At 32.2% G+C, this 14,539-nt stretch carries 12 protein-coding genes; 5 read left to right on the top strand and 7 right to left on the bottom strand.

Annotation, left to right across the window (positions count from 1 at the left end; all coding sequences use genetic code 11):
• Positions 1 to 94: 94 nt before the first annotated feature.
• Together U860_RS0114175 and U860_RS0114170 are read left to right on the top strand one after the other, a co-directional pair.
• Positions 95 to 760, top strand: a complete 666-nt coding sequence (locus tag U860_RS0114175) for a response regulator transcription factor (RefSeq protein ID WP_025149047.1) — start codon at positions 95 to 97, stop codon at positions 758 to 760.
• Positions 753 to 2,225: a HAMP domain-containing sensor histidine kinase gene (locus tag U860_RS0114170; RefSeq protein ID WP_025149046.1), complete on the top strand. Its 1,473-nt coding sequence runs from the start codon at positions 753 to 755 to the stop codon at positions 2,223 to 2,225. Before U860_RS0114175 ends, U860_RS0114170 begins: the two co-directional genes overlap by 8 nt.
• A gap of 166 nt (positions 2,226 to 2,391) precedes the next feature.
• Here U860_RS0114170 and U860_RS0114165 read toward each other — a convergent pair whose 3' ends face one another.
• The 3 genes from U860_RS0114165 to U860_RS0114155 all read right to left on the bottom strand — a co-directional run bounded on the left by U860_RS0114165 (position 2,392) and on the right by U860_RS0114155 (position 4,283).
• Positions 2,392 to 2,586, bottom strand: coding sequence for an EamA family transporter (locus U860_RS0114165; RefSeq protein WP_025149045.1), 195 nt, complete (start codon positions 2,584 to 2,586; stop codon positions 2,392 to 2,394).
• Positions 2,587 to 2,588: 2 nt separating this feature from the next.
• Positions 2,589 to 2,894 carry a hypothetical protein gene (locus U860_RS0114160; protein WP_240184471.1) on the bottom strand — a complete coding sequence of 102 codons (306 nt, stop codon included), beginning with the start codon at positions 2,892 to 2,894 and terminating at the stop codon, positions 2,589 to 2,591.
• 96 nt (positions 2,895 to 2,990) lie between these two features.
• Positions 2,991 to 4,283: a hypothetical protein gene (locus tag U860_RS0114155; RefSeq protein ID WP_025149043.1), complete on the bottom strand. Its 1,293-nt coding sequence runs from the start codon at positions 4,281 to 4,283 to the stop codon at positions 2,991 to 2,993.
• A gap of 469 nt (positions 4,284 to 4,752) precedes the next feature.
• On the opposite strand from U860_RS0114155, the gene bla reads away from it, so the two are divergent.
• Both bla and U860_RS0114145 read left to right on the top strand, forming a co-directional pair.
• Positions 4,753 to 5,688, top strand: coding sequence for a class A beta-lactamase (bla, locus tag U860_RS0114150; protein ID WP_025149042.1), 936 nt, complete (start codon positions 4,753 to 4,755; stop codon positions 5,686 to 5,688).
• A gap of 326 nt (positions 5,689 to 6,014) precedes the next feature.
• Positions 6,015 to 6,197 (top strand): hypothetical protein, encoded by a 183-nt coding sequence (locus U860_RS0114145; protein ID WP_025149041.1) that lies wholly within the window; start codon positions 6,015 to 6,017, stop codon positions 6,195 to 6,197.
• 296 nt (positions 6,198 to 6,493) lie between these two features.
• Here U860_RS0114145 and U860_RS0114140 read toward each other — a convergent pair whose 3' ends face one another.
• Together U860_RS0114140 and U860_RS0114135 are read right to left on the bottom strand one after the other, a co-directional pair.
• Positions 6,494 to 7,171 carry an ABC transporter ATP-binding protein gene (locus tag U860_RS0114140; RefSeq protein WP_025149040.1) on the bottom strand — a complete coding sequence of 226 codons (678 nt, stop codon included), beginning with the start codon at positions 7,169 to 7,171 and terminating at the stop codon, positions 6,494 to 6,496.
• Positions 7,172 to 7,182: 11 nt separating this feature from the next.
• Positions 7,183 to 8,607, bottom strand: a complete 1,425-nt coding sequence (locus tag U860_RS0114135; RefSeq protein ID WP_025149039.1) for an ABC transporter permease — start codon at positions 8,605 to 8,607, stop codon at positions 7,183 to 7,185.
• Positions 8,608 to 9,266: 659 nt separating this feature from the next.
• Between U860_RS0114135 and U860_RS0114130 the strand changes: the two genes are divergently transcribed.
• On the top strand, positions 9,267 to 10,268 hold the full coding sequence (locus tag U860_RS0114130; RefSeq protein WP_025149038.1) for an alpha/beta hydrolase: 1,002 nt from the start codon (positions 9,267 to 9,269) through the stop codon (positions 10,266 to 10,268).
• A gap of 717 nt (positions 10,269 to 10,985) precedes the next feature.
• Here the strand turns inward: U860_RS0114130 and pulA are convergent.
• Together pulA and U860_RS0114120 are read right to left on the bottom strand one after the other, a co-directional pair.
• On the bottom strand, positions 10,986 to 13,556 hold the full coding sequence (gene pulA / locus U860_RS0114125; RefSeq protein ID WP_025149037.1) for a type I pullulanase: 2,571 nt from the start codon (positions 13,554 to 13,556) through the stop codon (positions 10,986 to 10,988).
• A gap of 575 nt (positions 13,557 to 14,131) precedes the next feature.
• A complete protein-coding gene (locus tag U860_RS0114120) occupies positions 14,132 to 14,446 on the bottom strand; it encodes a hypothetical protein (protein ID WP_162791000.1) in 315 nt (104 codons plus the stop codon).
• Between the last annotated feature and the right edge of the window lie 93 nt (positions 14,447 to 14,539).

Genomic DNA, 14,539 nt, shown 5'->3' with positions numbered 1-14,539 from the left:
GGAGCTAACACGATAAACGTATTGTAAAGTCTCGTAATGCATCTCCACATAAACTCCAGATAGTAAGGCTATAATGACTACCAGAGGTGATATTATGAGGAACTATCATATTCTCGTGGTAGAAGACGATCAAGAAATTCAAGAATTAATTAAACAATTTTTAATGACACAACAGTATACAGTTGTAGTTGCATCAGATGGATTAGAGGGTATGACACAATTTAATAAGCAATCCTTTGATTTAATTCTTCTAGATGTAATGATGCCCAATCTTAATGGATTTGAAGTTTCAAAGATGATTCGAAGCCAGTCAAATATACCAATTATTATGCTAACTGCGTTAGAAGAAGAAGAAGATCAAATGAAAGGATTTGATCTTGGAATCGATGATTATATAACAAAACCCTTTTCGTTTCATGTTTTGATTAGACGAGTCGAAGCTGTACTGAGAAGGAGCTATGATAAAAATGTAAATAATCATTTGGTGTTTAAAGAAGTGCGTGTCGATGTTGATGCATATAGAGTATATGTAAATGACGTTGAAATTTTATTAACGACAAAAGAGTTTGAAATTCTACAACTACTATTTCAAAATGAGAGAAAAGTACTCACAAGAGAAAATATCGTTGAAAAAGTTTGGGGATACGATTATTTTGGAGAAACACGAATAATTGATACACATATTAAAAACCTACGTAAAAAATTAGCTATCCCTTACATTAAAACAATAAAGGGTATTGGTTATAAAATTGATGAATAGAATTGTAAAAATCATGAAGATGAAGCAAATTACTTATAAACTCTTTATGACTACATCTCTCATTTTGTTATCCTTTGCAGTATTGATTTATTTAACCTTATACTTCTTTCTCCCTACGTTTTATGAGCAATACAAAACAGATCAACTTCAAACAGGGATAAAAGAAATAATTGATAAGTCTAAAGATCTTACGTTTCAAGATGCGATACCACTTTTTGATGAATACGCAAAAAAAAATAATGCAATGCTTTCACTTCAAAATAAAGAGGGAATAATTATTTACTCTCCTTCATTTTCTTTTATTCAAAGTGGTACGCAAGCAAAAGTTGTTACTAAAGCAACACGATTCGAGAATGCAGGTACCCTTAGCAATTCATATAACGTTACGAAACCAATTCAATTCCAAGATGGTAGTTTAACGCTTGTAGTGTTCGCAACATTTCAACCGATTGATGAAGCTTCACAGGTTTTAGTACGCTTTCTTCCCTATATTAGTATCATTGTACTCGTAATTGGTGTAGGGAGTGCTTATTTCTATTCCAGGTTTATTACAAAGCCACTTATTTATATTAATGAAGGTGCACAAAAGATGGCAAATTTAGATTTCTCCGAAAAAATTGAAGTTCGCTCTACAGATGAGTTAGGAGAATTATCTAACAGTTTGAATGACATGTCTATTAACTTACAACAAGCTATGTTTGATTTAAAAAAAGCAAATCAACAATTAAAAAATGATATTGAAAAAGAAAGAGAAATAGAAACAAAACGCAGAGAGTTTTTTGCGATTGTAGCACATGAATTAAAGTCCCCTCTTACTGTAATGAAAGGATACTTAGAAGGGATGATATACAATATTGGCCCTTATCAAAATCGTGATCAATATTTAAAGAAAAATCATCAAATTATTGAAAGTATGGAACAATTAGTTCGTGAAATTTTAAGCATGTCGAAGTTAGAACAACACACCTTTAAACTAAAAGTAGAAGAAGTTAATCTTTCAAAGTTAATAGGTACAATCACAAAAGATCTCGAATTTTTTGCTTCTCAAAAAAGCATCCAAATAATAAAAGAAATTGATTCTGACCTTTCTGTTTATACAGATTGTGTTCTTTTAGAAAAAGCATGTAAAAATATTATCCATAATGCGGTTATGTATTCACCACATAATGAAAAAGTCTATATAAAGTTAAGTGAGGATTCTAAACAAGGTCAAATCAAAATGCAAATTATGAATACAGGTGTCAATATTAAAGAAGAGGATATACAGCAAATTTTCAAACCATTTTATCGAATTGAAAAATCAAGGAATCGAAATACTGGAGGTAGTGGTTTAGGGCTATATATTGTTAAACAAATTCTTGAAACGCTAGGTATAAAATATTCTATAAATAATATGGAACATAGTGTACAATTTTGCATGAACATTCCATTATCTAAACAAAAAACAAACAAACTCTCCTCTTAGTAGGACGAGTTTGTTTGTTTTTGTAGTAAGTATAAACTTATTAGGAATCAATAGGCTGGATTTTCGTTTTATGACGTATTCTATTTTCTAAATGGCGACCGTAATGTAGCGATAACAATTAAGGCTCCCCCAATCTACTTTATCCAACTTAAATATTCTCCCCCTACTATAACATAACAGCAAAAAGAGCAGCAAAAACTGGTTCTGTTCCCATGAGTAAGCCTACACGTATGGGGGATGTTTTCCGTATCATTATTAATTGAATATAAAATGCTAACAACGTACCGAAAATCGCCAAATATAGTGTTAAAATCCAAAAGTTGATGGGAAACGTTAAATTTAGTGCACTCGGTCCATGCATCCCTAATGATAAACCTCCCATAATAATAGCAACACATCACCGCAGTAATGATAGATTTCACGCACTGCTTCTTCTCCGCCATGTAACATCTTCATATGAAAATCTGTAATCATTAACACTTTTTCGATAAACTCCCATTCGTAACCAAGTTCTATTAAAAAGTGACAAGCGATATGGGTACTGACATATTCGTGACCATAATACGAATGGTACCCCTTTAGTTTTTTAAATTGATCTGACACTTCACATAACATAAAAAAACGAGATGCGATTACATCTCGTTTTTTTACGCCCTTTATTTTTACCATCCACCTTATGTTACTTAGATCGTGGACAAACTAAAAGCTACAATCAGATATTTGTGGTGCTCCATTTTTTAGTACCGATATTTTTCGAGATACTTTTCAAGCAATATTGGGATTAGCTTTTTTACCAATCCACATACCTAAGCCCACCATGCCAAGCCAACAGCAAATTCCTAACATAAACATCAATCGTTGTACGGATAACCCTTCAATCTGCATTTGACTCTTCCCAACAATTGTTTGGAAAAGTTGCGACCATTCGACATCATAAAACACCCCTACTCCCACAATCACAATCAATATAAAAAATTGTAAAAATATATTCCCAATATTTCTCCATGTTGTGTAAATGAGTAAAGAAAGCTCTCTGTGTGTAGCATTCACCATATATACTTTCATATTATTTTGAGAAGAAATACTATTAATGGCATAGCTCCCAAATGTAACGCTAAGGACTATAAATAGTGGAGAATAAAACCCGAATATCATGATTAAGGTACTTACTAAAAACAAATAGGTTGGATTAACTTTCTTAGCAGCTTTGATATCTAAAAATATGGACATCAAAATCCCTAATAGGTATGGGCCAACTACAATGAAAATACAGGTTAACATGTTATAGAAAGTAAAACTATAAAAAATACCTATCAAAAATAAATATCCATTTCCTAATCCAAGTAAAAATGATTCTGCCTTTAATCGAATTGGTAAAGAAGATGAAAGTTTATGAAAGAACTTTCCTTTCAACAAACTCAAAAACATGAAACAAATAAGCGCTATAGAGAGTAGAAAAAAACAGAAAATATATTGTTCATTATTTATGTTACGACTTGTTCGTATCAAAAGAATAAGCATTGAGACAAAAAGAAACTTTCCTACTACCGATACGATGGAGATAGGTAAAAACCCTTTGGCTAACTCCGCTCTCGGCATCTTTTTTATAGCAAACAGGATACTGATTAAACAAATCCCATATATGCATGTTATCAGCGGCGGCGATAGAAAACTAATCGCTAACAATACGATGATCAGTAAAAGAAAAACGATACCAATAATAATGGCTTGTTGATTTTTATTATAAATCTTTCCCCCGCCTTCAACATGTAGAAACAATAAAGTACTCGTCATGGTAGAAATTGTACTAACTGCAAAACCAGAAACTAACGCACTTATTTCTAGCCATTTTGAACTCCATCCAAAGAAAGTAACACTAAGTAATGATACTATCAGAATAGAAACAGCCCAATATAAGGAGCGTTGAATCCCAGCCTTATTCACAATAGGTATCCAGATAAACACACCCGTCATATAGGTTGTATAAAACAAGATTGATGGCCAGTATCCCTCAAAGCCTTTCGAGATCTGTAATCCATAAACAATGTAAATAAGCATGGGTGTAAAGATAGTCGTTATTAGTAGACTAAATGTAGTTATACTTTGCACCACAAGTCTTTTTTGTTTTGTCGTATGTATCATATAACACCTCACTTAACATGAAATCAGTAGTTGTTATTACCTATTCTATCCGAAACAAGGTTGTTATATATGCGCTATCCAATTGAAATTCCCGTTACGAGAGAAACTCAATCTAAATCCATATTAAATTAAGTGGAGTTTAAAAAAGGAGGATTTTGTGATTCTTAAAAACAAAATTAATGGATATATTCAAAATCTTAATCATAAATGGAACAAATGTGTTACTTAGATTGTCTATTACGTATAAAAAAGGTGTTCTTTATAGTTCTCTCATTTTGTAATGCAAGAGATACAAGAGGAGTGCTACCTTGTACATTTGTTAATTGTATCGGTATGTAAAATACCTAAACAAAATCCATATATTCTTGAAAGAGGTTGAAAATGTATGATAGTTTCAAAGAAGTTTTTTCGCACTTCACATTATAAAAAGATGTTACCTGTAGTATTACTTTCATGTGCAACGCTTTTAGGTTGTTCCAATAGTAATACTCAATCTGAATCCCCCAAACAAACCAAACAAGAACATATAAGTAATCAATCTTTTGTTAAACTTGAAAAAGAATATGATGCTAAACTTGGTATTTATGCACTGGACACAGGTCTGAATCAAACTGTTACTTATCGTTCAGATGAACGGTTTGCATACGCATCTACCCACAAAGCCCTTGCTGTGGGAGCACTGTTACAAAAGAAATCAATAGAAGATTTAGATCAAAGAATTAAGTATACTAGCAAAGATCTTGTGAATTACAATCCAATTACTGAAAAATATGTAGATACAGGTATGACTCTGAAAGAGCTTGCGGATGCTTCCATTCGATATAGCGATAATACTGCACAAAATTTGATTCTTAAACAATTAGGTGGGCCAAGCGAATTCAAAAAATCACTGAGAGAAATAGGAGATACTGTCACAAATCCTGAACGTTTTGAACCAGAATTAAACGAAGTGCAGCCAGGAGACACTCGTGATACTAGTACCCCAAAGGCATTAGCTACTAGTCTTCAAGCATACGCGCTAGGCGATATACTTTCAATTGAGAAAAAGAACTTTTTAATAGATTTGATGAAAAAGAATACTACGGGGGACAACTTAATTCGTGCTGGAGTTCCAGGAGAATGGGAAGTAGCCGATAAGACTGGCTCTGGGTCTTATGGAACAAGGAATGATATCGCAATCATTTGGCCACCAAATAAAAAGCCAATTGTTCTTGCGATACTTTCTAATCATGCTAAAGAGGATGCGAAATACGATGATAAACTTATTGCAGACGCAACCAAAATAGTGTTAGATTCTTTAAAAGTAACGAATAAATCATAGTAATGAATTTAAGCTGCTCCTACTTTATTGCACATATACGTATCTAAACGCTAAGAAGTACAAGTGAATTTATCCAAATTATTCAATACCGAATAATAAGCATCTCTTGTTAAAAGGTTTACTATGTTTTAAATGAGCAAATACTTTAGTATATATAGCTTTTGAGTAATCAAATTTTAGTTTTTTGAAATATAGTATACAGTACTGGAAAAGAGAATCCTCCACTATAATTGTCAAATCACTTTTATTTCGTCTAATATTCTGTACTTAGTTATCTCCAGACTGATAGATTATACATACAATAGTTCTAGAAAGGTGATGATGTTATGTATGAACAACAAAATAATAGGGATAGAGATCAAAAAATGATATTTTCTATGCAAGGAGTTCTCACAAATAAAGTTAACATGAATCAATTACCTAAATGGATTAGAATTTTCGGCTATTGTGCGTTTGGTTGGATGATAGTATTTAGTTTAATTATGATTGTAGGTTTAATTCTTCAATAACTATACAGAAAAACAGTTAAACGGGACAGTATTTAGATCATACATCTAGGTAATGTCCCGTTTTTTATATGTAATTACTCAATCATATAGTTAACCGATCATAACAAAAAGAACCTGTAGAATATCCTACAAGTTCTTTTTTCAAATATTGTTAAAAAGGGAACAACAAACTATCTTAACATTCAATACAGGGAGACCATTTTGATTATGGCTTGGTTTTATTGTATATCAAATATAAACATTTGAAGAAACCGATTTTCGAAAATTATGTGAATTAAAAAGCTAGGGTGTTTATATTAAATTTCGTTTACTACCAACTTCTTCTTACTTAAATAAACTGCACGATCTGATTTTTTAGCAACTTCCTGTGAGTGCGTCACAACAATAATACATTTATTTTCTTTATGTGCAAGTTCTTGAAACAGCTCTATTATATCCATTGCCGTTTCTTCGTCGAGGTTTCCTGTCGGCTCATCCGCAATCAGTAAATCAACATTACAAGATAACGCTCGAGCGATTGCTACACGCTGTTGTTGCCCGCCACTTAGTTGCAGAACGTTACGTTTCGCTTCTACTTCTGTAAGTCCTACTTTCTTTAATAATTCTAATGCCCTTGCCGTTTTATTTTGCACTTTAACACCTGTAATTTCCATTGCTGTTAGGACATTTTGAAGAGCAGTCATATAGGTAATCAAATTATAAGATTGGAAAATTACAGATACATTTTGATTACGGTATCGATCCAAACCAATTTTTCGAATATCTTTGCCATTATACAGTACATAACCATTTTTAGGGACATCCAGTCCACAACCTAAGCTCAGAGTTGTGGTTTTACCAGATCCAGATGGTCCTAAAATCGTGTAGAAATGCCCTTTTTGAAAAGAAAAGTTAACATTATCTAGTATCGCTACATTTTTCCCATTACTTTCATAATAATAATCCAAATTTTTAAATTGTAAAATCGTTTCCATATCGATCCTCCTTATTCATCTTTTAAAAGAATTTGTTTTGGATTTAAGCGTAGAATAGATAATGCTGGAAGAAGCGTTGCTAATATAGCAATAGCTAGTCCAATCCCCCCCATTTTCCCTACATCTTCTCCTGTTACACTTACATCAATTTTATCAATTGGATCTTCTTTTTGGTTTTGTAGAGTACCACCAGGTCCAGGCATCATTACAGTACCATTTTGTGGGATGTCTGTTTCTTCGCTTGCTGTAGCAATTTCACTCGAAAGTAAATTATCCCCTATATATTGAGAAACTTTAGCTCCTGTTGATACGGATAATCCAAATGCTAAGATAGCGATACATACTACTTCTACTACGAACTGCGCCATCAGTTTCCACTTTTTCTCTCCAATGGACAATAGAATCCCCATCTCCTTACGACGTGCTTTAATCGATAACATAATGATTAACCCTAATATAATCGCACCTGCAATTGATACAATATAAATAATCATTTGAGAAGTAGATGAGATATTTTCGATAGGCCCAATCATTTGTTTGTACAATGAATCATGTGCATCTAGTTTAAAATAATTAAAATCAATATTAGATTTTTTCGCTTCTTTTTTAAATGCATCAATGTCTTGTGGATCTTTCAAGAAATACACGACTTGAATGCTACCCATACCTTCATCTGTTTCTAATTTTTTCATAGTAGAGTAAGGCATATATAGCTTATTAGCTGGATCCATTATAGGAGGGGCATGTTGTCCCATTGCTTGCTCATTCGTTTCGTAAATACCGATAATTTCAACTTCAAGGGTTTCCTTCTTATCGCCTGATTGAACTTTAACTTTGTCTCCTACTTTCAAATTGTTTTGTTCCGCTAATCGTTTTTCCATTAAAGCTACATTCTGATCTTTCATCTGTTCTGTAATTGATTTCCCATCAATGATTTTACTTTTTCCGTTCTTAAAGCTTTCTTGTAATGCAGTCTTGCGAACTCCCTCTATCATAAATGAAGCATTCATATCTATTTCTGTACCTGAGCTTGAACCGCCTCGTACACCCGCCATTCCCGCTTTACCTTTTCCTTCTTCTTCTAAAGCTCCTACTAGTTTCAACCCATCCGAAATTCCGAAAGTATTGGTTATATAATTATAGTCTTTTACATACTTTGACTTCGCTAATTGATCTGCTTCTTTTGTGTTGAGCTTCGGCGGATTAGGCATCTCTCCAGTTTCCCTAGCTTGTTGACCTAATTTGTCAAAATCAAGACCTAAAGTAACATCTGCACCCAGTTTTTTTCTTGCTGCATCAGCAGCTTTTTTTGATGCATTTTGGATTGTGAATCCTGCCAACACTAAATTTGTAACAATTAGGAAGACTGCCATCAAAATTAATGATGTTCCTACTCTTTTTTTCATACTGAGAATTGCTCGTTTCATAAAGTTCATTTTTTTCTTACCTCCTTGATAACTTGTATTCTATATAAGTTATCTAGAGTCTATATGGAGCTAATCGGTAGTTTATCTAGAGATATAAGGAGTTTATGTGTAGTTATTCATTGACCAGGTCAAGAAAAACCGGAACACAAATTCAAAAATGCAATCGTTTTTGAATATTGGTAAGGAGTCCGTCTATTTAAGGGATTTATAGAGTATAGAGAAAAGTTAAGCTTTTATTTATTGTATACAGCATACAAATTCATGCTTATTACATAATTTCTATACAACAAAGAAAAAGCACCCTATTTGGATGGTTATATGTATGAAAATTCATTAAAAAACATGGAGTTTAATTACAGTTGGTCAGATTTTCTAATAATAATATTGTGTTAAAAAGCCTAACTTATAATTTTATAAGTTAGGCTTTTTCATGCTATCTATAAGAAAAAGTTATAGAGACTCATAATATTTTATAATTTAACCTATTGTATTTAAACAAGTAAAATAAAAGTAACAAGTGCATGCATTCAGGAGGCTTTTTTATAGTTTTAGATTATTCATGATGAATAATCTAAAATCCTTTTAATATTTTATAATTAATTTACAGCATAAATAAAACATAAATTTTGCCCATGTTTTAAACAATATGTATTTTGGAGGAGGTTAATTTGATTTTTTCAAAACTCATTGATCGATACGCCTTGTATGATTTGCACAAAAAAAGAAGTGTAGAGTTTCAGTATGCTTCTCTTTCTAACACTTCACTAGATATAAAGGACATAGATTTTTTTTATAAAGTAAAACCATCTGATATTCATTTTAACATTAAGCATTCAAAACAGGAAAAGGAATACATGGTTGGACAATTCAAATATAAAAGCTCGGTTCAATCTGGTGATTCACGCAACGACTCTGTAACTGGAGAAATATTCTTACATAAAAATGAAGGTGCACCTCATGTCATCTTTGTTCATGGTTGGAGAATGGATTCTAACGAACGTGTAAAAAAAATATTTCACGACCATATGACCAACTTGAGGTGGAATATGTATTATTTCACTCTACCATATCACTTTGAAAGAAAACCCAAACAATCCCTTTTCAGTGGAGAGTACATGGTAAGTGCCAATATTGAACGAACTGTACAAGCAACTAGACAAGCGGTAGCTGATTTACGAACTTTGATCAAATGGGTTAAAGCAAATAAAAATGGTCCCCTGATTCTAATAGGAATCAGTTTAGGTGGGGTTATTACTAACCTAACAGCTCTTGTTGAACCAGAGATTAATGTTTTAGCATCCATTTTCTACGCGAATCGACTATCTTATTCAATTTGGAAGACAAATCCAGGTAAATTTATTAGAGAAGACTTGGAACATCATGGTGTAACGTATGATGATTTAATAAATTATTGGAAAATCACTGAACCGAGTCAAGCATTACCAAAAGTAAAAAAAGAAAATATTTTATTAATTTCAGGCAAGCACGATCTATATGTGCACTCTGAGGATACGGACTACTTGTGGGAATCCTGGGAAAGACCTACACGATATATTTATACATGTGGACATACCGGGATTGTTCTTAAACGTAAAGAAATTGCAACTGATACTATCAATTTTATTCGGAATCGATTGAACTCCCCACACTTACCCAATGACATGCCATAAAGCGAGAGATTACTAAGTACAGAATTTTAAACTTGCAATGTTTCATTTTATACCAAGCTCATTTTTAAATCTTCCTTTCTACTGGTATCTCCCTTAACCTTACACGATTGGAAAATGAAATAAAGTATAGGAAATAACTAAGAAACAAACTCGCCATATGGAAAAGCGCTACTCATCATTTTCACCAGTGGCTCCTTTTTATCAAAAGAAATTATTGTTGTTTACCCTTTATATGCAATATTACATATAAAAATCTTTATTTGTTCTGTTATAATTTTAAGAGTAAATTATTCATCCATTAATTTACACCATCCATATCTACAGTTATGGAAACCCTAATTACACATAAAAAAGAGAAGAACATTGGTGAGTTCTTCTCTTTTTGTTTATTTTTTAAGATTACAATATAAAGTGATTATTACAATTACTTTAAGCTGGCTTTTGAATTGTAAGTTCTGATTTTCATACTTCTTCATGAGTCTAGAAAAGGAAAAATGTATTTTATAAATAAATACAAAAATATCTCCCCCTTACTGTTACAATAGCAACAATCTCTTGTTTATTTTTCTTATTAAATTGTGTCATATAATTACAGTATGTGAAATTATACTAATTTAACTTTAAAAGCGAAGTGAAAACAACCGTCACTTCGCTTTTTGCATTTACAATCCTTATTTAATTTGCTCAATTCAGTATACACTTTCACATTATTTGCTTTTATTTAATCGGCTTTTCTGATTTTAAAACAAATGAACTTAATGCAGGAACGTTAATTTTATTGTCATGGACAACATAAAGTGTTTTACTTCCCGCCTGCTTACCGTCTACTAGTACTTTCCATGGACCTTTCGATGGGAGCGTTATGTCAACCGCTTCTCTATTTGCATTGTGAGCCACCATAAAGTATTCGCTTTTATTCCCATTTCCCTTTCCATCTATTGTATAAGCTACAACATTTTTTGGAGCATCAATAAAAGATACATGCTTTTTAATTTGCTCTGCAGATGTCATTCGAAAAGCTGGGTACTTTTTCCTTAAATCTATTAAGCCCTTCATATAATCTACTTCATTATTAAATGCTGCACGACGTAACCAGTCCATCTGATTAATTGAATCAGGAGATTTGTAACTATTATGATCACCATATTTTGTGCGCATAAACTCTTGTCCTGCATGTAAGAATGGAATACCTTGTGATGTTAATAAAATAGAAGAAGACAATTTATGCATTTGTTTTCGCACTTCTTCGCTTTCACCTGGATTAGTTAGCTCAAGTTTATCCCATAATGTATGATTGTCATGTGCTTCCACATAAGTTAGCACCTGCTCCGGATCTTGATAGGTAGACGAATCTGTATCGTAGTCAATACCTGCCGTAATGCCTTTTTTAATACGGTCTTCCATGTTTTGCTTTCCATTTACAAAACCATTATCTTTATCCTCAAATACACTGCCTTTCAATCCATCACGTATATTATCGTTAAAATGAGCAATCCCTTTCATTTTCTCCGCATTTTTTTGATTTGCTTTCAACTCAGCGGCAAGAGGTGTATTTAAATCCCAGCCTTCTCCATGCAGAATAATTGTAGGATCAATTTGATTAACACCTTTACGTATCTCATTCATCGTTTCAAAATCATGAATACCCATTAAATCAAAACGGAACCCATCTAAATTGTATTCTTTTGCCCAGTATGTGACAGAATCCACCATAAATTTCCTCATCATTTTTCGTTCTGAAGCAGTATCATTTCCTACTCCAGTTCCATTTGCAAATGTTCCATCTTCATTGTAACGATAATAATAACCTGGAACTAACTTATGAAAATTAGATTCAGCGGCATTATACATATGGTTATATACTACGTCCATCACAACACGAAGATTATTATCATGCAGTGTTTGAATCATTTGCTTTAATTCAGTTATTCGAACAGTCGGCTCATATGGATTTGTAGAATAGGAGCCCTCTGGGACGTTGAAATTTTTCGGGTCATATCCCCAGTTATATTGTGGTTCATTTAAATTCTCTTCATTTACTGAAGCATAATCAAATATCGGTAAAAACTGAACGTGAGTAACACCAAGATCTTTCATATGATCAAGTCCTGTTTTTATACCTTCGGGCCCTTTTGTTCCTTTTTCTGTTACACCTAAATATTTTCCTTTATGCTTAATACCACTTTCAGGTTGGATGGAAAGATCGCGTACATGCAATTCATAAATAATAGCATCTTCCGGATTTTTAAATTTTGGCTTTTTATTCGCTTTCCAGTTTTTCGGATTTGTTTCTTTTAAATCAACGACTACACCTTTATCTCCATTTACAGAAGCAGCCCGCACATACGGATCAACCGCTTCAGTCCACTTATCACCAATTTTCACCTTATACGTATAAAAGAGACCTTTTTGGTTCCCTTTAAGTTCTGCTATCCAAGTTCCTTTTTCACCTTGTTGCATGTTTATTTCAGTACCTATTTTATCGCTCCATTTTTTATATGTAACTAACTTCGCTTCACTCGCAGTAGGAGCCCATAAACGGAACTTTGTATGTTGTGGAGTATATATATTCCCTAAATCATTACCACCATAATAAAATGAATTATCAAATTCCTCGCTACGAATGACTTTACCTATTTCAGTATTCGCATCAGCGAAGTTTTCTATTTTAACTTTGTATGTTTGTTTTAAATCAATTTTCTGTTCCGTAATTATTTTAACTTTATTAGTAATATCTCCACCATTTGTATCAAGAGGACTAATTCCCTTAATTTTAATGCCCTCAATTTCAATTTTCTGTTCCTTAATATTAAATGGAACATTAGTAGTTACAGTGATTTCATTGAAACTATCAATAGTAGCTATTTGAATAGAGAGTTCAGAAGAAGGCTTAGAATCATATACTTTTTCATCGCCTGAAAGGACCCATACTTCAGCACGACCGTCCTTTATATTTTCAATCCAGCGATCACCACCGTCTTTTTCCCATTCATTCGTACGAATTATAAATCCTACACGATTATAGTCACCATCTATTTTTATCTTAGCGTACTTTCCAAATTCATCTTCACCAGTAAATTCAAAAGATTTCCCATTTGCATTTTCTCCCCATATCCAAAGATTCCAGTCTTTTGTATTTCCAGACTTCTCTTTGTAATGAATGATAATTTCAGTAGTTTTCGAATTTGAAACTGCCTTCACACTCTGAAAAGAGAAAACAGATGATAACATAACGATAATGGTAAGTAATAAAAACGATTTGTTAATTAATCTTTTTGTAATTCGCACCACATACACCCTTTCTTTAAATATTACGAGCGATTTATTATACTCATACTAAATAACACTGCTTAAATTAATCTAGAAATCTCTTTTACTTCACCTCCATATTTGCTATTTTCACATACGTATTTCAATGATCTTTTAATACGAAAGCGTTTGCATTAAAAATTAAAAAAATAGATTTGTTTATACCTTCTTATATTTGTAAATACTAAAAGATCAGGGAAATCATTTTAAAGCAATCGTTTGTTATCGCTTTCATTCTATAGCACTTACTACTAAGAGGTCAATATATTATTAATTTTCTGTTTTTACTAATTTCATTTATGGTTAAAGTCACAACTTATTGAAGATAGTTGTTTGAATTCGAGAATGTGTCTTATCTTCTAGACAAAATAAGTTTATTTCCGCTAATGCCTTGGTACGTTATAAAAAAAACAGCTAATACCCTATCAAGATATTAGCTGTTTTTTTGTAATGTATTAATAAATGAATAAAAACTATATTTCTAACTTACTTAATTATACAACTTATTTAAACTTATATTTCGGATATGAAGTTATTTGTTATTTTGTATTTTTTTAATCGGTACAAATATAGCACTGATTTTTCGATAAAACTGGTACATTCACTTGCAATGAACAACTTGATAAATATTGCAAAATATGAATTTCAGCTTGAATAGCTTCTGTACTTTTTTCTTCTTTTTCTACAAATCTAAGGGAAAAATGCTCACCATTATTTTGAAAAATAAATACAAAATTTGAACTAGCACGCATGTAATAAAGAGTACCTTCATCGTATTCCCAGTTTGTTAAAATATTTTCAGCAAAAGAACTTCGCCATTCTTCATCAACAGTTACGACCACTTTTAAAATCGTACTTAATTTCATCATACAATCCACCTCATCACGTTTTTAAACAATGTGGAAATGTACTTTATGTATGATGTATAAAATACTGCTTATTACTTATTAATGTATACACCA

Source organism: Bacillus sp. H1a, assembly GCF_000633475.1.
Classification (GTDB): Bacteria; Bacillota; Bacilli; order Bacillales; family Bacillaceae_G; genus Bacillus_A; species Bacillus_A paramycoides.
The sequence above is the reverse complement of the archived record's forward strand: the minus strand, read 5'-3'. Positions and strand labels throughout refer to the sequence as shown.